A 19131-nucleotide genomic window follows, 5' to 3' on the forward strand; every position below is an offset into this window, starting at 1 on the left:
CTCTCCCCGATGGAGTTCGAACAGCAGCACCACGCAGCAGCTAAACTCTCACTCGCAGCATGAACCCCTGTGTCCACAATCCGGGGGTCACCTCACAGCCTCCTCGAACTCGTAGTTCCGGCAGTGCTTTTCGAACGCGATCGACGGCCGGTAGCCAAGACCCCGAAGCATCGCGTGCACCGCCACCGGGTCGTCGACCCGGGATTCATGCTCAGGCTTCGAACCGGTGGCCTCGTCAACTCGTGCGCCCTTGTAGGTGAGGACCGAGCGTGTGTCGTCCACGCCGTGGACGGTCCTGACCCTCAACTCGCGGTCGCTGTCCGCGAGTGAGCCGCCTTGGTCGTAGTAGGTGTCCTGGTACACCTCCGGCCGACCCGGCGCGTACGCCTTCAAGCGCTGCAAGACAGCTGCCGGGCTGCTCACCCGTGCCTTCATCTCGGCTTCGATCATCGCTCGTTCCCGTTCTTGCGCATACCTACTAGGCCTCGGCAACTACCGCTCACACATCTCCGACTCGGCGGTTCGATCTCCCTACGGTCCGCTTGGTCGCGCGGGCTGCGCGCGATGGTGGATCCCCAGGTAGTACGAAATCGCGGTGAGCGAAGGGCCGTCCGTGATCTCCCCTTCAGTCGCAAGCTTGATCACATCCTTGGTCGGGATCCACTCGACCCGGGTTGCCTCGCTGCGGTCCGTGGGCGGGCCGATGTACTGGCAGTCCGTGACGTGGAAACTGCTGAACCGCATGGTCGACAAGCCGCTCAACGCGTAGTAGCTGGTCAGCGGCTCAACCCTGCCGGCGCTCCAGCCTGTCTCCTCCTGGACCTCGCGCCGGATCGCGTCCACGGGCTCCTCGCCAGGGTCGGCCCAGCCCGCCGGAACTTCCCAACCCCAGGAATCGGTGATGAAGCGGTGGCGCCAGAGCAGAAGCATCCGCTCGGTCTCGTCCGTTACGACAGCCGTGGTGGACGCTCGGGGCATGGTGAGGACATGGTGATCGACTCGCCCGATTCCAGGGATGTCAACGTCATCGAGCCAGACGTTCACGTAGTCACTCCCGTACACGAGCCGCCGGCCGTGGCTCTTCCAGCGCAACTGCCGCACCTCTCAGTTCTCAGCGGTGAAGGTCTCGTCATTCAGGCGGCCGGCAAACGCCACTACTGGGGTCATCGTGCGCCAGGGTCTCAGGCTCGACCGGAGGTTCTCAGCTCGGTTCATGATCGGCTTCACGATGCTGCCATCGGCAATGTCGAGGGCAGCATGCGCGGCGCGACACGCCTCGTCGATCTCGCCCTGCCGAATGTGGCACTCGGACAGATCGAGAGTCAGCAGCGCTCGCCCCTTGACGTCCACCGGAGCACGCTGATTGATGGCGGCTCCAAGCAGATCGCGCGCGGAGTCGTAGTCACCCAGGAGGAACAGGCTGCTACCCGCAATGCCGTCAAGTCGGCTCTCATTGAAGAAGTCGATCCCAGACGGCTCGTCAGCACTGCCCAGGAGCGACGCGGCTTGACCCAGAGCAGCAAGTGCGGCCGATCTGTTGCCTGCGGCGGCGTGGGCCCGAGCGCTGCTGGCACTGATCCATGCACGCCTTCGGGCCGGGCCTGCTGCCGCAAGCTGCTCGGCATGCGAGAGCAGCTTCACGGCGTCGGACGACCGTCTGGAGAAGAACGGGCCAATGCTCTGCATCGTGAGCAACCAAGCCATCAATGCCTCGTCTCCTGCTTCGTCGGCTGCCACCGCCCCCACACGAAGCAGCTCGCTTGACCGCTCATTGTCGCCAATGTCGAGAAAGGCGTTGCTGATCAGCCCGGCTAGCACTCCGATGAGCTGGACGCTCCTCCGCCTGACCTTGAGGGATTGGGAGTGATCAAGCATCTGATGGATCTTCACCATCTGCTTGGTCATGGTCGGGATGAGCCGGCCGGGAGGACTCGACGGGTAGAGCGCCGCGTTTCGGAACACTGCCGCTTCCAGCTCTGTCAACGCAGCGTCGCTGACAGACGATCGCGTTAGCGAATCAATGATCTCCATCGAGGCCAGTCCCCCACCACAGCCTTCAATGTCGGATGCGGGCAACGACACTTGAGGCAACGTGGCCTCCCAGGGACGCGGGGCGAGTCCGAGCAGATGTCCTGGGACCCGGAGTGCGTCAGCAATCTGGATGATCTTCTCGTACGTGGTGATGCTGCCTTCGCCTCTCGCGAGCTTCCCAACCCTCTCGGGCTTGATCTCGCAAGCTTCGGCTGTCTTCGAATAGCTGATGCCCGCCCACTTGCGGGCCAGAGCGAAGACCTCGCCGAAGTCGTGGCGTTCGAGGGCAGAGCGCATGTCAGCGCGCGCCAGGACATCTGTCGGCAAGGCTGCCGCGGAGGCGTAGGCCGTCATCCCTGTTCCCGTGCAGTTGTACTGACAATCCGTCGCGTCCAACTAACCGCGAGTGTACCCATCATGAGTACCCCCCGCTGGGGAAGACGGCTTCACCTGCTCTGGAGGAACCTGCTTGATGCGGCCCGCTGCAAGGCCGCGTCGGGCGAGCTTGGCTGACGGAGGCGGGGCGTGGTTGTGTCCGGAACCGAAGTGGAGCAGAGACCGGCCACCCGTGCGGGTGAGCGGTCATATTGGTTGCGTCGCCACCGGAAGTCGGCTGGCACTGCCCGGCGACTGTTGCGTGAGTTCCTCGGCGATCTGGATGGCGGCGAACTCTTCGTAGATGTCGGTGAGTTGTTGCTTTCGGAGTTGGTCACCAACTCGCTGAAGCATGCGCGGGTGTCGCCGGGTCGGTTGATCGCGGTCCGATTCGAGCTACGGGATGAGCTGCTACAAGTCGAGGTTCATGACGCCAGTGGTGAGCGACCGGAACTACGAACGCTCGCGGGTGCTGATGACGAGTCGGGGCGTGGGCTATGGCTGGTGGAGTCGCTGGCGGTGGCGTGGGGGTGCTGTCCGCGTCCAGGTGGGGTCGGGAAGTTCGCGTGGGCGCTGGTTGGTCCGTCGTGATGCGGGTCAAGCAGCCAGCACAAGTGAAGGCGTCACGCTGCTCCCACCCCAGTGCGGGGCGGCGGACGGGGATGGGCATGGTGGCGACGTGACAGATCCCCCGACATGGGTGACCGAGCTGGCAGCAAGCCTCCAGATGATCATCAACTGCACTACCCCACCTAGGATTTGGCGGTCCGTTGGTGACGGGTACCGCGTGGTGGTCGACCTCGAAGTACCGCCGGACTCCATCAGCGCCGCTCAAGTCCTCGCCCTTCAGGCCGCCCTGTCCGGTGCCGGGACGTGGGGCGTCGCCACCAAGAGCAGGGCCCGGAAGGTCATCTGGGCCGAACTGGACCAGGTAGTGACGTGACAGACCCGAGAGGATGCACCCAGTGAGGCTGGCAAAGCACGCGAGCTCTGCGACCCCGGCGCGCGCGGCGCGGCCGGTCACCGTCGAGATCGAGAGAGTGATCGCTCCCGCGACGTTCCCGAACCTCCGATCCGCGACCGACGCCCTCTGGACGTCACTACGCGCCCTGCCCCTCGGCTCGACGCAGTACGAGGCGTACAAGCTGTTCTTCGGCCCCGATGTCGTCGAGCGGGTCTCCGAGTTCCTGGACCGGGACGGACACCTGCACCTCTGCTTCGCCCTCCAGGGCCGACCTCACTCCGTGTGGATCCGCCCCACCGACGAGACCGCGCGGTGATCCGGCGGGGCCTGACGTCGCTCGGCGGCACCCGGCAGCCGCACGCCGGTAGGCCCCGCGTTCGCGCGAGGCGCGCGGGCACGGAGCCTACCGGTACCGGACGGGCCCCAGGCGGGCCCGTCCGGCGTGCGTCAGTGTGTGCGTCAGTGCGTGGCGGGTGCGGCGAACGGGGCCGAGCCGTCGGAGACCTCGGGTGCGTGGGTGCCCTGGCTCTGCGGGGCCACTGCGGAACTGTGGGTTCCGGTGGTGGGGTTGAGGTCGTGGTGTACTGCCGAGGCGATCGCCTGGATGGTGTCTATCCCGTACTCCTCGGTGGCGTTGTCCTGGGTCAGGATCGCCATCCGGTAGTCCTTGGTCGGGCTGGTGAAGATGCCCAGGCTGTGTACCCGCCAGCCGTGGGTCGCGCGGGGCAGCCAGCCGTTCTTCACGTGCGTGGAGATCCCGGCCGGCGCGCCGTAGGGGGTGCCCCAACGCTGGTCGGCCTCGACCTGGCTCATCAGGCTCAGGCCGTAGGCCTTTGCGCCCGGCTTGATCACGTTCGGGTTGCCGGTGTAGACGTCCAGCGCCTTCAGTTCGTCGGCTGCGGTTATCTGCGTGAGACCCCAGTAGCCGGCGGTGCCCAGCTGGGTGTCGTTCATCCCGGCCAGCTTCAGGAAGGCCTGGAGGCGGGGCATGCCCAGGCTGTTCCACAGGTTGGTGGCCGCCGTGTTGTCGGAGGCCGTGATCATCTGCTGGAGGTTGCTGTCCTCCCAGTCGGTCAGGTACCGGTTCTCGTCCTCGGCGCGGCGCAGCACGGCGCCCATGATGGTCGCCTTGATGACGCTCGCCGAGTCGAAGTGCAGGGAGGGCTGGTAGGTGCAGGAGACGCCGGTCTTGGCATCCGATATCGCGAAGGCCATGGTGTCCTGGCGGCCGGTCATCGCCTTCGCGATGTCCTGGGACAGGCGGGCGGCCAGCTGGGGGTTCTGCGCGGAGGAGCAGTAAGCCGGGGTGCTCGGCACGGGCTTCGGCACCGGCTTGGGTGCGGGCGCGGGCTTGGGTACGGGCTTGGGCGCCGGGCCGGGCGTCGCCGCCTGCGCGCCGACGGGTACGGCGAACGCCAGCAGCGTCGCCGCCGCACCGGCGGCCAGGCGGGCCAGCGGGCGACGTATGCGGGTACGGGTGCGGGGGAGAGCTGTCACGAGAAGAAAATCCCTTCGAGAGACGGGGGTACCTGCCCCGGGACGAAGTGGATCGACCCGGGGACAGGAGGTATCACGCACCGTCAGATATCTCGGTTCCAGAGCCACGTGGTGTGCTCGTTCGCGCGATTATTCCCGGGCCCCATTCCGGGGTCGACACCGACCCCGGAGCGCCGCGTACTGTCTCGTCAGACCGTGGTCCGCTCCACGGGAATCCAGAGCTGGGTGTCCGACTGCGTCCAGTCCTGGGACGGCCGGGTGCGCAGGATCTCCGGCCCCGGCCGGCTCGCGTACGGGTTGGACGGGAACCACTCTGTGAACACGTCCCGCCAGAGGTGCTGAAGCGCCTCCGGGTACGGGCCGGAGTTCTCGAAGACGGCCCAGGTGCCCGCCGGGACGGTGAGGGCGTCCAGGTCCTCGGGGGCCTCGGCGCCGGTCACCACCGCGTGCCAGTAGTCGTGTTCGCTACCTTCCTCACGGCTGGCGGAGTGGTACACGATCACCGAGAGGATGCCCTCGGGGTCCTGGTCGGACAGGCTCGTGACGCGCTGCACAGTCTCCGGTCCAATGCTCTGGATGTGCTCCAGGATGTGCGGGTTCACGCCCTCGTAGATGAGCGGGACGGTGGCCATCCTGCCCACGACCCGGAACTCTTCCTTCTCCACGATCCGGTACTTCATGGTGCTGCTCCCTTCGATGACGAGGCGGAAGGACATCCGGGACTGGGACTGCAGCACCGCACCGGTCCGCCTGGCCTCGCCAGGACCGACCCCGTGCACCGCACGGAACGCCCGCGCGAACGCCTCGGCGGATCCGTAGCCGTAGCGCACCGCGATGTCCAGCAGCGTCCGCTCCCCGCCGAGCACCTCGGCCCCGGCGACGGTCAGGCGCCTGCGCCGGACGTACTCCGACAACGGCATGCCCGCCAACATGGAGAACATCCGCCGCAGGTGGTACTCGGACGTGAGAGCGATGCGGGCCAGCTCGGCCACCTCGATCTGCTGGTCGAGGTGGCGCTCGATGTGCTCCATCGCCTGGTTCAGCCGTTCCAGCATCCCGGTCTCCCTCCCTTTCGACACTCACCCTAGGAACGGCCCGCCCTGCCGCACCCGACATCCTGTGCCCGCTTCGGTCGGGGTGCGGGAGGCCGCCGGCCCGCCGTCGGAAACCTCGGCGGGCCGGAACGCAGCGCGGCCCCGCGCACTCCCCTGACGGGAGTTCGCGGGGCCGCAGCCGGGTGCGGGAGCGTCAGTTCTGGGCGCCGGCGCCGGTCAGGAGGGCCTTGATCTGGTCGTAGCTCATGCCACCCTGGTTCATGATCTTGAGCTGGGCCTCGGGGATGCCGGCCTTGGTGAGCTCCTTGATCTGGGCGTCCGTCAGCGGCGTGGCCGGCTTGCCGGGCGTGATCCCGCCCGCACCGGGACCCGCACCGAGACCCGCGCCGAGGCCGCCGCCGGCGCCCTTGGCGAACATGCCCATCATGCTGGTGATGTCCGACATGCCGAACTCGGTGGCGCCGGTCGGCGCCTCCAGCGGGGCGACGTCCTGACCGAAGGCGAGCTTGATCGGCAGGTGGACGTCCGGGCCGGCCTTCTCGGCCAGCTGGGCGAGGTCGAAGGAGACCGAGGAGAGCGCGCCGCCCTTGAGGTACAGGTCGACGTTGATCTTCTTGTCCGGGACGGTGGTCGGGACCGAGCCCGGCAGCTTGTCACCGTTCGGGATGGACTTGGCGAACGGCTTGACCGCGTTCAGGAAGCCCTGGGCCAGGCCGCGCGCCGGGGCGCTGGCGACGATGTGGTCGACGCCGTCCTTGGTGCCCTGGTCGTCGAAGGTGAGGTTGTGCGACAGCACGTCCTTGAGCGAGGCCGTCAGGTCCTTGGCCACCTTGGGGTCGATCGAGGGCGCGGCGGACGGCGAGGCCGACCCTGCGGCGCCCGCCAGCGCACCGAGCTTGGGGTCCTTGGCGAGCTGCTGAAGCAGGGTCGGGTCGATGCTGAGCCACTTGCCGGCCAGCGCGTCCTTGACGACCTTCAGCTCCGGCGGGAGCTGACCGGCGACGGTGTTCAGCTCGGCCGGGTCCTTGCCCGCCAACTTGGCGATCCCCGCCGCGTCGAACTTCAGGTAGGGCTTGCCGGCGATCAGCCTGACGTCGGCGTAGGTCGTCCCGCTCTTGCCCGCGAGGACGTAGGACAGGTTGACGTCCTTCACCCCGGCGAACGCGTCGAGGTCGCCGGACGCCTGCGGCGTCTTGGGAGCGACGTCCTTCAGCGGCTTGTCCGAGCTGACCGAGACGGCGAGGCTCAGCTCGGCGATCGTGGCGGCCGACTTCGCGTCGACAGTGCCGCCGGCCGACTTCTCGAAGGCGACGATCTGATCGGCCGTCGCGTCGAAGGACACCTCGGCCTTGAACGTCTTCGCATCTCCCAGCTTCCCGAAGGCCCCCGAGACCTTCTGGGCCGTGGTCAGCTGAGTGACCGTCCCACAGGCGGCCAGGCCGCCGACGAGCACTCCGGTGCAAGCGGTGGTGGCCAGCACGGTGCGGACGGTCCCGCGTATGGTCATGTTGATGGCAATCTCCTGTGGAACGGCGGCCCGTACGCAGCCGGAAGCCGGCCACGCTGCACCTGTGCGATGGACGCACAGAGAAACATAAATCGCACACGGGCGCGCGCGAATATCGCCCCTGGTCAGGGGTGAGCACAAGGTATCCCAACGGTCCGACAGCCCCGGCAGTGGCTCGGCATTCGAACGGCCACCCACCGCCGGGGCTGCGAGGCTGCGCCCCGAGAGCTACAACCCGGCCCGCAGGCCGGCGGTCAGCCAGTCGAAGGCCGGGGCCAGGCTCGGCATGACGGGCCAACCGTTGATCACCGCGATGAGCTGCCAGTACCGCTCGTAACGCGGGTCGTTCCCGGCCGCCATCCGCTCCAGCAGCCAGACCCGGAACTCCCGCCCGTCCGCGCGGCCGAAGAGCTCCGCGAACGCACCGGCGAGTTCGTCGATCACCGGCACGGCGGCCGCCTCGGCGGGCGTGATGCCCGTCGCCCGGGCCGCGCCGGTCCGCTCCTGGACCAGCTCCACCAGCCGATGGTCTTCGGCGGTGCCGGTCCGCCCGCCCTCGGCGCGCTCCTTCGCCTGGTAAGCGGCCGCCTTCCGGATACCGGCGCGGAAGTCCGGATCCTGTACGAGTTCGGCCAACTCGATCCAGGCGTCGGCCTGTTCGGGCGTCGGCTCCGCCGGCAGCTCGGGCATCGCACCGCGCATCTTGGCGATGAACTCGGGCCCGACGTCGAGCCCTTCGAAGGCCTCGTCGATGAAGTCGTTGATCAGGCTTCGGCGTTCCTGATCGGTGAGCTTGGCGAGCTTGTGCATGAGTTCCAACTCCTCCGGTGTGGACCCGCGTCTGGCCACCGCTCGCAGGACGGCCCGGCGCAGCCGGAGTGTCCGGATCTGCACGTCCAGGGCCTCGGCGTGCACGGCCGCGACCTCGGCGACGGTGATCTCGCGGTCCAGCACCTGCTGGATGGTGGCGAGGTCGACACCGAGGTCGCGCAGCGTACGGACGAGGTCGAGGCGGGCGAGCGCTTCCCGGCCGTAGAGCCGGTAGCCGGCGGGTGTGCGGTCGGTCGGCGGCACCACCCCGGCATCGGACCAGAACCGGATGGTCTTGACCGTGAGACCGGTCAACCGGGCCAGTTCACCGATGGTGCGGAGGGCGTCGTCGTCCATGTCCACCACCCTGGGGCCTCCCCTTGCTGGAGACTCAAGCGTAAAGACACTCGGGAGACCGAAAGATACGCGGGGCTCTGGCTGCCGACGGCCGGTTACACCGCGCTGCCGGCCTTCCAGTCGGCCCAGGCCATGTTCCAACCGTTCAGCCCGTTGGCCGGATCGACGGTCCTGTCACCGGAGTTGACCACCTCGACGACATCGCCGGTCATCGAACTCGCGTAGAACTTGGCCGCGTTGGTGCCCTGGTCAGCCGCGCCCTTGACGTCCCGCAGGGCGATGCAGCCGTGGCTGCCGTTGGTCTTGCCGAAGGCCGAGGCGGGCGACCAGTAGTTGCCGTGGATGAAGGTGCCGGAGGTGGTCAGCCGCTGGGCGTGCGGCACGTCGGGGATGTTGTACTCGTCGCCGAGGCCGACCGTGGTGGAGTCCATCTTGGTCTGCGGGTGCTGCTCGGAGATGACCAGCTTGCCCGCCCAGGTCTTGTGGTCGGGGGCGCCGCCGATGACGGGGTAGGTCGCGGTGACCTGCCCGTCGGTGGTGACGGTCAGAGTGTCGGCGGAAAGGTCGGCGACGCTGGTCTGGCTGCGGCCGATGGTGAAGTTCACGTCCTTGGCCTGGGTGCCGTAGACGCCCTTCGCGCCCTCGACGTCCTTCAGCCGCAGGCTGACCCTCACCTTGGTGCCCTTGGCCCAGTACTGCTCGGGGCGGAAGTCGAGCCGGGTGCTGGAGAACCAGTGCCCGACGATCTCGACACCCGGTTCGGCGACCACGGTGATCCCCTGCTGCACGGCCTTGCGGTCGGTGACCGGCTTGTTGAAGTTGATCGAGACCGGCATGCCGACGCCGACGGTGCTGCCGTCCTCCGGAGTGAAGTAGCCGACGAAGGTGTTGGCGGGCGACGCGGTGGCGAAGGCGGCGTTGGCGTCCGCCTCCAGCCCGGAGCCGTCGGCGGCCACGGCGGAGACGGTGTACTTGGTACCGCTGCCGAGCTGGTCGGTCGAGGCCCAGCCGGTCGCGTCGGCGGTCAGCTGCCCGGCTATCGCCTTCCCGGTCGAGTCGGTGACCTTGACGGAGGTCAACTTGCCGTCCACCACGGCGACCTTGACCGGCGCACCGAACGGAGCGTCGGTGACACCGTCCGCCGGAGACACGGTGATCTTGGCGACCGAGGTCTTCGGAGTACCGACCGCACCACCACCGCCACCGCTGCCACCGCTGTTGCTCTTGTCGGAGCCACTGCACGCGGCCACGAACAGCACCGGGGCGCCGAGCAGGCCCGCGAGCACACCGCGACGGCTCCAGTTGCCTCCGACAGGACGGTTCTGGTTCTCCGGTGCCGTCACTTCGCGATCTCCCTGCTCTCCACCTGCGGGCGTTACGGATTGAACAACGCAGTCCAGGACGATGCGGTTCCATCATCAACCGGTTGAGATCATATGAGAGTAATAGTATTCACATCTATTCACGCCAGAAATGGACAAACCGCCCGATCCGAGACTCTCGGACCGGGCGGCAGGTGTCAGACAGCGCGTCGCGCGCAGTGTCGGACGTCACTCGACGGTGTACTCGTCGTACCCCTCTTCGGTCACCTCGAACTCGGTCTGGGCGGACTCCCAGGTGGCCGAGGTCAGCTCGACACCGGGAACGTCGGCGAGCAGCGCGACCGGGTCGATGAAGTGAGCGAGCGAACCGGACGGGTCCACCTCGATGGCCTCGACGGACTGGGCGCGCTCCTCGTCGTCGAGGTACTCGTCGTCCTTGACCTGGGCGAGCGCGGCGGTCTTGAGGGCCTGCTCATCGGTGATCTCGGCGATGAGCTCGATGGTGAGACGTACGTAACGGGGGACGTCCTGCTCGGGCAGGTCAGTGCTGGTCATGAGTGCGAGCGTAGGCGAGCGGGCCCGCGGTTGCCGAACCGGTGGTGCGGCAGGCCCGCCGGCGGGGCCGGCAGCGGGCCCGGAAAGCAGTGCGGGCCGGCCCCCGGCCACCTCGCGAACGAGGCGACCGGGAACCGGCCCTACCGTCTCCGCACACGCTCCCCCACCCGGGAGCCGCGGAGCCGCGCCTTGCGGCGCGCTGGGTGCCGCAGGGGCCGCCACACCCTGTGCGCCGACCGGAGCCGACCACAGGGGCGGGACGACGGCAGCCCCTACGAGATCCCCTCCCGCCCGTGGCGGGCGGGGAGGGAGGACACGGTGGGCCGGGTCAGGGCCGACCGACGTGTCCGTGGTGACCGCGAGACCGGGGAGCCGCTCCCGACCACCGCCGTCACCATGCTCGGCGTCTTGCCGTGACCACTACATTGCCGGACGGTTGTTAACCGCATGATGCGTGAACATGTCGCCTGCGTACCACTTCGCATCGGCGTGTGACGAGGACTCAGAGGGCAACCACAGTCAGGGGCGCGAGGGACTGCGCGAATCCGGAAGGCCACGACCCGCACCTCCCGACGACGCTCAGCCCCCGCACCCCTGGCGACAGAGCGCTCAGTGACCGGCGCGCTCAGTGACCAGCGCGGCCGGCCAGAAAGGCCAGCAGGTCCTGCCGGGTGACGATGCCCTGCGGCTTGCCCTCCACCAGCACCACGGCCGCGTCCGCCTTCTCCAGGACGTTCATCAGGCTGGTGACGGTCTCGCCCGAGCCGACCACCGGCAGCGGCTTGGACATCACCTTGTCCAGCGTGTCGGTCAGCTGGATGCGCTGCGCGAACAGCCCGTCCAGGATCTCCCGCTCGACCACCGAACCGATCACCTCGCCCGCCATGACGTCCGGGTGGGCGGCGCCCGCCGAGACCACCGGCATCTGGGAGACGCCGAAGTCGCGCAGCACGCGGACGGCCTCGGCGACCGTCTCGGTCGGGTGCATGTGGACGAACTGCGGGATGCCCTCGTGCTCGATGGCGTCCTTGCGGGCCAGCACCTCGGAGATGTGCGCCTCGTCGGTGGCGGACGGGAGGAAGCCGTAGTCGGCCATCCAGTCGTCGTTGAAGATCTTCGAGAGGTAGCCGCGGCCGCCGTCCGGCAGCAGCACGACGACCACGTCGTCCGGGCCGAGCCGCTTGGCGACCTCGAGCGCGGCCACCACGGCCATCCCGCAGGAGCCGCCGACCAGCAGGCCCTCCTCCTTGGCCAGGCGACGGGTCATCTGGAACGAGTCCTTGTCGGACACGGCCACGATCTCGTCCGCGACGTCACGGTCGTACGCGGTCGGCCAGAAGTCCTCGCCGACGCCCTCGACCAGGTACGGACGGCCGGTGCCGCCGGAGTAGACCGAGCCCTCCGGGTCGGCGCCGATGACCTGGACCTTGCCGCCCGAGGCGTCCTTCAGGTACCGGCCGGTGCCGGAGATGGTGCCGCCGGTACCCACGCCCGCGACGAAGTGGGTGATCTTCCCGTCGGTCTGCTCCCACAGCTCCGGGCCGGTGGAGTGGTAGTGCGAGGCGGGGTTCTCCGGGTTGGAGTACTGGTCCGGCTTCCAGGCGTTCGGGGTCTCCCGGACGAGGCGGTCGGAGACGTTGTAGTACGAGTCCGGGTGCTCCGGCGCGACGGCGGTCGGGCAGACCACGACCTCGGCACCGTAGGCGCGGAGGGTGTTGATCTTGTCGGTCGAGACCTTGTCCGGACAGACGAAGATGCAGTGGTAACCCTTCTGCTGGGCCACGATGGCCAGGCCGACACCGGTGTTGCCCGAGGTGGGCTCCACGATCGTGCCACCGGGCTTGAGCGCGCCGGAAGCCTCGGCGGCCTCGATCATGCGCATCGCGATCCGGTCCTTGACCGAGCCACCGGGGTTGAAGTACTCGACCTTCGCCAGCACGGTCGCACTGATGCCTTCGGTGACCTTGTTCAGCTTCAGCAGAGGCGTGTTGCCGACCAGCTCGATGATCGAATTGCTGTACCGCACGGGGATCCTCCCGGTCTGGGGCCTGCGATGTACTAAGGGTGATTCAAAGCCTATGGCCACGGATGGCCGATGCTCACCGATAGCGCGCGGCGTGGGCGGGTATCAAGGAGAGAAGAGGCGCCGGCACAGCCCCACCAGGGGCTCAGGCGAAGGGGGGTCCGGGGTGGCAGGGGCACAGGAGTCACGGGCCCGGGTGGCCCGGCGGATCGCCACGGCGGCCGCGTACGGGGGTGGCGGGCTCGGCCTGCTGGGCGTCGGCCTGGTCGGGCTGCTGGTCACCGAGAGCAGGCTCGCGGTCCGCGCGGTGGGCGCGCTGGACGGCGATCCGCCCAGGGCCGACGGGGTGTACGGCGACGGTTTCACCGACCCGGAGGTGGGCGGCTCCGGCCCCGAGCCGCCGATCGTGCTCGCCTTCCTCGGCGACTCCACGGCGGCCGGCCTGGGCGTCAGGCGCGGGCAGGAGACCCCGGGCGCTCTGCTGGCCGCCGGGCTCGCGGCCGTCGCCGAGCGCCGGGTACGGCTGTTCAACGTGGCGAAGTCGGGAGCCCGCTCGGCCGATCTCGCCCGGCAGGTCGAGCTGGCGGTGGCGCACCGGCCCGACCTGGCGGTGATCATGATCGGGGCCAACGACGTCACCCGGCACGCGCCCGCCGCCCAGTGCGTACGGCAGCTGGGCGAGGCCGTCCGGGAACTGCGCGCGGCCGGCTGCGAGGTGGTCGTCGGCACCTGCCCGGATCTGGGCACCATCAAGCCCGTCCGGCCGCCGCTGCGCTGGGTGGCCCGGCGGCTGAGCCGCCAGCTGGCGGCGGCTCAGACCATAGCGGTGGTGGGGAACGGCGGCCGGACCGTCTCACTGGGCTCACTGCTCGGCCCGGAGTTCGCGGCCCGCCCGGAGATGTTCGCCTCGGACCGCTACCACCCGTCCGCGCAGGGGTACGCCACGGCGGCGATGGCCCTGCTGCCCTCGCTCTGCGCCGTCCTGGACCTCTGGCCGCAGGACGCCGGGCCCGAGGCGGCCGCCCAGCAGGCCCAGGAGGGTGTGGTGCTGCCGGTGGCGGTGGCCGCCGCGACGGCGGCCGGGCGGTCCGGCACCGAGGTGGCGGCGGCCGACCCGGAGGCCGGGGTGTGGCGCTGGGCGCAGCTCAGGCACCGGCTGCGGCTCGGGCTGCCGGGTGAACCGGGAGCCCCATCCCAGGGCGCACCTGGCGGGGCGTCGGCGAACTCACACGCGGGTACGGGTGACGTTCGAGCTACTTAACGGTAACTTTCCTCACGAGCATCCCACTTGGCCGAGTCATACTGCTAAGTGAATGGTCAGTAGCCAGCAAGGTCACCCAGCGAGGAGCCACCATGCCCGAAGCCGTCATCGTCAGCGCCGCCCGTTCGCCGATCGGCCGGGCCTTCAAGGGCTCGCTCAAGGACGTCCGCCCGGACGACCTGACCGCGCAGATCATCGCCACCGCGCTCGCCAAGGTGCCCGAGCTCGACCCGCGCCAGATCGACGACCTGATGCTCGGCTGCGGCCTGCCCGGCGGCGAGCAGGGCCACAACCTGGCCCGCATCGTCGCGGTCCAGCTGGGCATGGACTACCTGCCCGGCACCACGCTGACCCGGTACTGCGCCTCCTCGCTGCAGACCACCCGGATGGCACTGCACGCGATCAAGGCGGGCGAGGGCGACATCTTCATCTCGGCCGGCGTCGAGACCGTCTCGCGCTCGATCAACGGCACCTCGGACGGCATGCCGGGCACCCTGAACCCGCTGTTCGACGACGCCATCGCCCGGACGGCCAAGCGCGCGGCCGAGGGCGGCGGAGAGTGGCACGACCCGCGCGAGGACGGGCTCGTCCCGGACGCGTACATCGCGATGGGCCAGACCGCCGAGAACCTGGCCGCGCTCAAGGGCATCACCCGCGCCGAGCAGGACGAGTTCGGCGTCCGCTCGCAGAACCTCGCCGAGGCCGCCATCAAGGCAGGCTTCTGGCAGCGCGAGATCACCCCGGTCACCACCCCCGACGGCACCGTGGTCTCGGCCGACGACGGCCCGCGCGCCGGGGTGACGTTGGAGGCCGTGTCCGGCCTCAAGCCGGTGTTCCGGCCGGACGGAACGGTTACCGCCGGTAACTGCTGCCCGCTCAACGACGGCGCAGCCGCCCTGGTGATCATGTCCGACACCAAGGCCCGCGAGCTCGGCATCACGCCGCTCGCCCGGGTGGTCTCCACCGGCGTCAGCGCCCTCTCCCCCGAGATCATGGGCTACGGCCCGGTCGAGGCCTCCCGGCAGGCACTGAAGCGCGCCGGGCTGTCCATCGGCGACATCGACCTGGTCGAGATGAACGAGGCCTTCGCGGCCCAGGTCATCCCGTCCTACCGGGACTTGGGCGTCGACCTGGACCGGCTGAACGTCAACGGCGGCGCGATCGCCGTCGGCCACCCGTTCGGCATGACCGGCGCCCGGATCACCGGAACGCTGATCAACTCGCTGCAGTGGCACGACAAGCAGTTCGGCCTGGAGACCATGTGCGTGGGCGGCGGCCAGGGCATGGCGATGGTCATCGAGCGCCTCAGCTGACCCGCTCCGCCACCCATTTGGGGTGACCGTGCGTAATTGAGGGCCGGATCACATTTCGATCGTGATCCGGTCCTCTTTTCGTGCCCGGAACGCACTTTTATCGACACCCCGAAGTCACTCAACTCCGCTGCGTAGAACGGTGCTACCTAACAATTTGAGGACAAGGAGGTAAGTCACAGACAAATCGGACATCTGCCCCTGCGGTAACGGGGGTCGATGCGGCAGTGTGGAGACGTAACCCCGTTCCACTCCTCCCTAGGAGTACGTTCCGTGAGCGCCGTCTACACCACTCTGCTGCTGGTCCTGATCGCCCTGTGCACCGCTGTCCTGCTCCATGTCCGTGGGCTCTCCCGCCGGTTGGACGAGCAGCGGCCGGCCACCACCCCGGTTCCGGCCCCCCTTGACGAAGAGGTCATACGCCGCGCCGTCGTAGAGGCCCTCGCGGTCGACCGCGAGCGGGAGATCGCCGAAGCCCGGGCGTTCTGGGCCGAGCAGGAAGCCCGCGCGGTGGAGGACGCCCCGCTGTTCGACTCCCCGTTCGCCGGCACCGTCCCGTTCACCAGCACCGGGCTGACCGCCGCCGAGGAGTGGCCGCTGTTCTTCCCGCGCCCGACGGGCCCGCAGGAGGCGGTGGACAACTCCGGCACCATGGACCCGGAGTTCGGCGAGGCCCTGCGCTCGGCGCTGGAGGAGCTGATCGGCGACGGCGACGGCACCATCGGCGGCGGCACCCGCCCGAGCCACCCCGCACACGGCGCGCACCCCACGCACCCCGCGCACGGCGGCGGCAGCGAGGCGGCCGGCGAGGCCAAGGCCCGCCGCGAGGCCGACCTGCTCGCCACCGGCCTGGAGGCCGGCCTGCTGGACGCCGACACCGCGCTCGATCCCTCGCTCGACTCCGAGGTCGACACCGAGCCGGTGACCGCGCCCGACCCGCGTCGGCACCCCTCGCACCCGGACTTCGTCCCCAGCCAGGCCCCGTCCCGCGAGTGGACCGACACCCGGCTGGCCACGCTCGCCGACGACCGGATCGCCCTCACCGACGTCCGCCCCGGCCCGCTGGGCACCCTGGACGTGTACGCCTTCGCCGACGGCACCACCCTCTGCGTGGCCCCCGGCGACCGTGAGGCGGCCTACCGCCTGATCGACGCCGTCCGCGCCGGTGAGGACGTCCGGCTGCTCGGCGGCTCGCGCTTCTCCGGCTCGTACTCGCTGACCTTCTCGACCGACGACGACGCCGTGTACGTCCTGGCCGACCGGGTGGTCGCCAGCATCTGACACCGACACCTGCCGAAGGCCGGCCGAGTCCTGGGGTTACGGACGCGGCCGGCCTTCTCGCGTCAGCCCACCAGTTCCGCCACGGCCCGGACGGCCACGAGCGCCTCATCGAGCGCCTCGCCGTCGGCCACCGCCGCCAGCTCGTGCGCGGCCACCGCCAGCTGGTCCCCGACCGCGAACGGCCCGGCCTCCGGCAGCTCGCGCGGCCGCTCCCCCGCCGCCGTCAGCGCGGCGCCGGCCAACCGCCGCGCCAGCGCCAGCCCGGCGGCCGCCCGGGACGGGTACCCGGGCACCGCGCCCAGCAGCCGGCTCTGCGGCATCGAGCGGAAACGATCCGCCAGGAGGTCGACGGCTTCCAGCAGGGACTTCGCTTCAGACATGAGCCCGAGGGTATCCCCGTAGTGACGTATGGGCCCCGGAGCCGTCGCTCCGGGGCCCATACATCACTACGGCTCCTAGTCGTCGCCGCGCAGGATGGCGATCAGGCGCAGCATCTCCAGGTAGATCCAGACCAGCGAGACCGTCAGCCCGAAGGCGGCCCGCCAGGACTCCTGCTGCGGGGCGCCGCTGCGGATGGCCTGCTCGATCTCGGCGAAGTCGAGCGAGAGGAAGAACGCGCCGAGGCCGATCCCGACCACGCCGACCAGGATGCCCAGCGGCCCGGAGTTCAGGCCCATGCCGGCGCCGAACATCGAGGCGACCAGGTTGACCAGCATCAGCAGCAGGAAGCCCATGGCCACCGTCAGGCCGATCCGCGTGTAGCGCGGGGTGACCCGGATCCGGCCGCTCTTGTAGGCGATCAGCATCGCCGCGAACACCGCCGCCGTACCCAGCACCGCCTGGACGGCGATGCCCGGCAGGGCCGTGTTGAACACGTTGGTGATCGCGCCGAGGAAGAAGCCCTCCAGTGCCGCGTAGGCCAGCACCAGCGGAGCTCCGGCGCTGCGCCTGAAGGTGATCACCATGCCGACCACGAAGGCCGCCAGGGCCGCCACCACGGCGATGCCGTAGTTGGCCACCGGAAGCGCGAACCAGGCGACCGCGCCACCGGCCACCACCGTCAGCAGCGTCAGCGCCGTCCTGGCGACCACGTCGTCCATGGTCATCCGGCCCGTCCGCAGCGGGCCGGCGGACGGCGCCTCGTACATCTCCGTCAGCTGCTGGTCCGTCAACTGCCCGGACTGCGGCCCGCCGGCGTACGGGTTGGCGCCGTAGGGGTTGGCGCCGTAGGGGTTGTTGCCGTACGGGTCGCCCGCGTAGCCGGAGCCGCCCTGCCGGGTGTGGCCGGGAGCCGCGTAGCCGGCCTCGCGGGTGAAGGATCCCTCCCGAGAGAAGACCGGGTTGCTGCTTCTCATGCTCATTCCCTCCGTGGCGGCACGGCGCCGCCCACATTTCCAAGGGTAATGCCTTGGCAAAGGGTCGGGCCTACGCCGCGAGGATGACTCACACACGACAGCACGAAAAGGGGTTGGTGCCCGGGGCCGGACTCGAACCGGCACGGCCTCGCGGCCAAGCAGTTTTAAGCTGCCCGTGTCTGCGTTCCACCACCCGGGCGTGAACCGCTCCGCCCCTGTACGGGCTACCTCTGAGACTAGTCGCCCGACTACCCCTCGCGCATGTTCCCAGCCAGGAAGTTGTCATGTTTCCTTGCCATCTGACGAACAGTCCGTGATTCGGCCACCGACCTGCCGGAACCGGCCAGGGCGGGACACTCAGGGTCGGTGTCATACCGGAGGAGGAGAGTCCACCCTCCATGTACGCCCAGCGGCGGGCGGCACAACCGTCCCCCGGGGCGACGAATAGCCAAGGTCAGGCAAAGGACCATTGAGAAGCGGTCGGTACTCGACCCACCCCGTACCTCGACACACCCTGCACGTCGGCCCACCCCGCACGTCCGACTCACCCTGCACGTCCGACTCACCCTGCACGTCCGACCCGCCCGCACGTCCGAACATCTCCGCACACTTCGACAGGAGCTCCCCGTGACCTCGACGACCGCAACCGCCGTCCGCACCGGCCAGGCGGCCGCCCGCGCCACCGGCCTCAACAAGGTCTACGGCGAAGGCGAGACGCGAGTCGTCGCCCTGGACGACGTGAGCGTGGTCTTCCCGCAGGGCCGGTACACCGCGATCATGGGCCCGTCCGGCTCCGGCAAGTCCACGCTGATGCACTGCATGGCCGGCCTGGACACCGTCTCCTCCGGCTCCTCGATGATCGGCGAGACGGAGCTGGTCGGGCTGAAGGACAAGCAGCTGACCAAGCTGCGCCGGGATCACATCGGCTTCATCTTCCAGGCGTTCAACCTGCTGCCGACGCTGACGGCACTGGAGAACATCACGCTGCCGATGGACATCGCGGGCCGCAAGGTCGACCAGCGGTGGCTGGACACGGTGGTGGACACCGTCGGCCTCTCCGGCCGGCTCTCGCACCGCCCGAGCCAGCTCTCCGGCGGCCAGCAGCAGCGGGTGGCCTGCGCCCGCGCGCTGGCCGGCAAGCCTGACATCGTCTTCGCCGACGAACCCACCGGGAACCTCGACTCCCGTTCCGGCGCCGAGATCCTCTCCTTCCTCCGCAACTCCGTCCGTGAGCTGGGCCAGACGGTCGTGATGGTCACGCACGACCCGGTCGCAGCCTCGTACGCGGACCGGGTGATCTTCCTCGCCGACGGCCGGATCGTGGACGAGCTGGAGGGCCCGACGGCCGACAGCGTCCTGGACCGGATGCGCCGCTTCGACGCCAAGGGGCGGACGAGCTGACACCTCGCCAGCCACCGCCCGCCCCGA

Annotated in this window: 19 protein-coding genes and 1 tRNA gene; 7 read left to right on the top strand and 13 right to left on the bottom strand. The window is 69.3% G+C overall.

Annotation, left to right across the window (positions count from 1 at the left end):
- Positions 1 to 87 precede the first annotated feature (87 nt).
- The 3 genes from P3T29_RS12855 to P3T29_RS12865 all read right to left on the bottom strand — a co-directional run bounded on the left by P3T29_RS12855 (position 88) and on the right by P3T29_RS12865 (position 2385).
- Positions 88 to 450, bottom strand: coding sequence for a class IV adenylate cyclase (locus P3T29_RS12855; RefSeq protein ID WP_348532823.1), 363 nt, complete (start codon positions 448 to 450; stop codon positions 88 to 90).
- A gap of 81 nt (positions 451 to 531) precedes the next feature.
- Positions 532 to 1044 (bottom strand): NUDIX hydrolase, encoded by a 513-nt coding sequence (locus P3T29_RS12860; RefSeq protein WP_280716521.1) that lies wholly within the window; start codon positions 1042 to 1044, stop codon positions 532 to 534.
- A 60-nt stretch (positions 1045 to 1104) separates the two neighbouring features.
- A complete protein-coding gene (locus P3T29_RS12865) occupies positions 1105 to 2385 on the bottom strand; it encodes a helix-turn-helix transcriptional regulator (protein ID WP_280716522.1) in 1281 nt (426 codons plus the stop codon).
- A gap of 192 nt (positions 2386 to 2577) precedes the next feature.
- On the opposite strand from P3T29_RS12865, the gene P3T29_RS12870 reads away from it, so the two are divergent.
- From P3T29_RS12870 to P3T29_RS12880, 3 genes are all read left to right on the top strand, one after another.
- Positions 2578 to 2997 carry an ATP-binding protein gene (locus P3T29_RS12870; RefSeq protein ID WP_280716643.1) on the top strand — a complete coding sequence of 140 codons (420 nt, stop codon included), beginning with the start codon at positions 2578 to 2580 and terminating at the stop codon, positions 2995 to 2997.
- Positions 2998 to 3193: 196 nt separating this feature from the next.
- Positions 3194 to 3349 carry a hypothetical protein gene (locus P3T29_RS12875; RefSeq protein ID WP_280716523.1) on the top strand — a complete coding sequence of 52 codons (156 nt, stop codon included), beginning with the start codon at positions 3194 to 3196 and terminating at the stop codon, positions 3347 to 3349.
- A 22-nt stretch (positions 3350 to 3371) separates the two neighbouring features.
- Positions 3372 to 3686 (top strand): hypothetical protein, encoded by a 315-nt coding sequence (locus tag P3T29_RS12880; RefSeq protein WP_280716524.1) that lies wholly within the window; start codon positions 3372 to 3374, stop codon positions 3684 to 3686.
- 143 nt (positions 3687 to 3829) lie between these two features.
- On the opposite strand, the gene P3T29_RS12885 is transcribed toward P3T29_RS12880, so the two are convergent.
- From P3T29_RS12885 to P3T29_RS12915, 7 genes are all read right to left on the bottom strand, one after another.
- A complete protein-coding gene (locus P3T29_RS12885) occupies positions 3830 to 4867 on the bottom strand; it encodes a serine hydrolase (RefSeq protein ID WP_280716526.1) in 1038 nt (345 codons plus the stop codon).
- A gap of 188 nt (positions 4868 to 5055) precedes the next feature.
- Positions 5056 to 5922, bottom strand: coding sequence for an AraC family transcriptional regulator (locus P3T29_RS12890; RefSeq protein WP_280716527.1), 867 nt, complete (start codon positions 5920 to 5922; stop codon positions 5056 to 5058).
- A 193-nt stretch (positions 5923 to 6115) separates the two neighbouring features.
- Positions 6116 to 7429, bottom strand: a complete 1314-nt coding sequence (locus tag P3T29_RS12895; RefSeq protein WP_280716528.1) for a hypothetical protein — start codon at positions 7427 to 7429, stop codon at positions 6116 to 6118.
- A gap of 228 nt (positions 7430 to 7657) precedes the next feature.
- The gene (locus tag P3T29_RS12900; protein WP_280716529.1) at positions 7658 to 8596 is read right to left on the bottom strand and encodes a MerR family transcriptional regulator; all 939 of its coding nucleotides are present in this window, start codon (positions 8594 to 8596) and stop codon (positions 7658 to 7660) included.
- Between the two features lie 95 nt (positions 8597 to 8691).
- Positions 8692 to 9939, bottom strand: coding sequence for an Ig-like domain-containing protein (locus tag P3T29_RS12905; RefSeq protein WP_280716530.1), 1248 nt, complete (start codon positions 9937 to 9939; stop codon positions 8692 to 8694).
- 207 nt (positions 9940 to 10146) lie between these two features.
- On the bottom strand, positions 10147 to 10473 hold the full coding sequence (locus P3T29_RS12910; RefSeq protein ID WP_280716531.1) for a hypothetical protein: 327 nt from the start codon (positions 10471 to 10473) through the stop codon (positions 10147 to 10149).
- Positions 10474 to 11098: 625 nt separating this feature from the next.
- Positions 11099 to 12499, bottom strand: coding sequence for a cystathionine beta-synthase (locus P3T29_RS12915; RefSeq protein ID WP_280716532.1), 1401 nt, complete (start codon positions 12497 to 12499; stop codon positions 11099 to 11101).
- A 163-nt stretch (positions 12500 to 12662) separates the two neighbouring features.
- On the opposite strand from P3T29_RS12915, the gene P3T29_RS12920 reads away from it, so the two are divergent.
- The 3 genes from P3T29_RS12920 (at position 12663) to P3T29_RS12930 (ending at position 16348) form a co-directional block, all read left to right on the top strand.
- Positions 12663 to 13757, top strand: coding sequence for an SGNH/GDSL hydrolase family protein (locus P3T29_RS12920; protein WP_280716533.1), 1095 nt, complete (start codon positions 12663 to 12665; stop codon positions 13755 to 13757).
- A gap of 92 nt (positions 13758 to 13849) precedes the next feature.
- Complete coding sequence (locus tag P3T29_RS12925; protein ID WP_280716534.1) at positions 13850 to 15070, top strand: acetyl-CoA C-acetyltransferase; 1221 nt, start codon at positions 13850 to 13852, stop codon at positions 15068 to 15070.
- A gap of 270 nt (positions 15071 to 15340) precedes the next feature.
- Entirely contained in the window at positions 15341 to 16348 is a 1008-nt protein-coding gene (locus P3T29_RS12930; protein WP_280716535.1) for a hypothetical protein, read from the top strand.
- Positions 16349 to 16410: 62 nt separating this feature from the next.
- Here the strand turns inward: P3T29_RS12930 and P3T29_RS12935 are convergent, their stop codons facing one another.
- The 3 genes from P3T29_RS12935 to P3T29_RS12945 all read right to left on the bottom strand — a co-directional run bounded on the left by P3T29_RS12935 (position 16411) and on the right by P3T29_RS12945 (position 17902).
- Positions 16411 to 16728, bottom strand: coding sequence for a hypothetical protein (locus P3T29_RS12935; protein ID WP_280716536.1), 318 nt, complete (start codon positions 16726 to 16728; stop codon positions 16411 to 16413).
- Between the two features lie 75 nt (positions 16729 to 16803).
- Positions 16804 to 17703 carry a Bax inhibitor-1/YccA family protein gene (locus tag P3T29_RS12940; RefSeq protein WP_280716537.1) on the bottom strand — a complete coding sequence of 300 codons (900 nt, stop codon included), beginning with the start codon at positions 17701 to 17703 and terminating at the stop codon, positions 16804 to 16806.
- Positions 17704 to 17817: 114 nt separating this feature from the next.
- Positions 17818 to 17902, bottom strand: a tRNA-Leu gene (locus P3T29_RS12945).
- Positions 17903 to 18330: 428 nt separating this feature from the next.
- Between P3T29_RS12945 and P3T29_RS12950 the strand changes: the two genes are divergently transcribed.
- The gene (locus P3T29_RS12950) at positions 18331 to 19104 is read left to right on the top strand and encodes an ABC transporter ATP-binding protein (RefSeq protein WP_280716538.1); all 774 of its coding nucleotides are present in this window, start codon (positions 18331 to 18333) and stop codon (positions 19102 to 19104) included.
- Positions 19105 to 19131: the final 27 nt, after the last annotated feature.

It is taken from the genome of Kitasatospora sp. MAP5-34 (assembly GCF_029894335.1).
Taxonomy (GTDB): Bacteria; Actinomycetota; Actinomycetes; order Streptomycetales; family Streptomycetaceae; genus Kitasatospora.

What these genes read in the sequence shown, in the direction of transcription:
- P3T29_RS12855 (WP_348532823.1), bottom strand. Translation starts at nt 450, where the DNA reads ATGATCGAAGCCGAGATGAAGGCACGGGTGAGCAGCCCGGCAGCTGTC.
- P3T29_RS12865 (WP_280716522.1), bottom strand. Translation starts at nt 2,385, where the DNA reads ATGACGGCCTACGCCTCCGCGGCAGCCTTGCCGACAGATGTCCTGGCG.
- P3T29_RS12890 (WP_280716527.1), bottom strand. Translation starts at nt 5,922, where the DNA reads ATGCTGGAACGGCTGAACCAGGCGATGGAGCACATCGAGCGCCACCTC.
- P3T29_RS12895 (WP_280716528.1), bottom strand. Translation starts at nt 7,429, where the DNA reads ATGACCATACGCGGGACCGTCCGCACCGTGCTGGCCACCACCGCTTGC.
- P3T29_RS12900 (WP_280716529.1), bottom strand. Translation starts at nt 8,596, where the DNA reads ATGGACGACGACGCCCTCCGCACCATCGGTGAACTGGCCCGGTTGACC.
- P3T29_RS12910 (WP_280716531.1), bottom strand. Translation starts at nt 10,473, where the DNA reads ATGACCAGCACTGACCTGCCCGAGCAGGACGTCCCCCGTTACGTACGT.
- P3T29_RS12925 (WP_280716534.1), top strand. Translation starts at nt 13,850, where the DNA reads ATGCCCGAAGCCGTCATCGTCAGCGCCGCCCGTTCGCCGATCGGCCGG.
- P3T29_RS12935 (WP_280716536.1), bottom strand. Translation starts at nt 16,728, where the DNA reads ATGTCTGAAGCGAAGTCCCTGCTGGAAGCCGTCGACCTCCTGGCGGAT.
- P3T29_RS12940 (WP_280716537.1), bottom strand. Translation starts at nt 17,703, where the DNA reads ATGAGAAGCAGCAACCCGGTCTTCTCTCGGGAGGGATCCTTCACCCGC.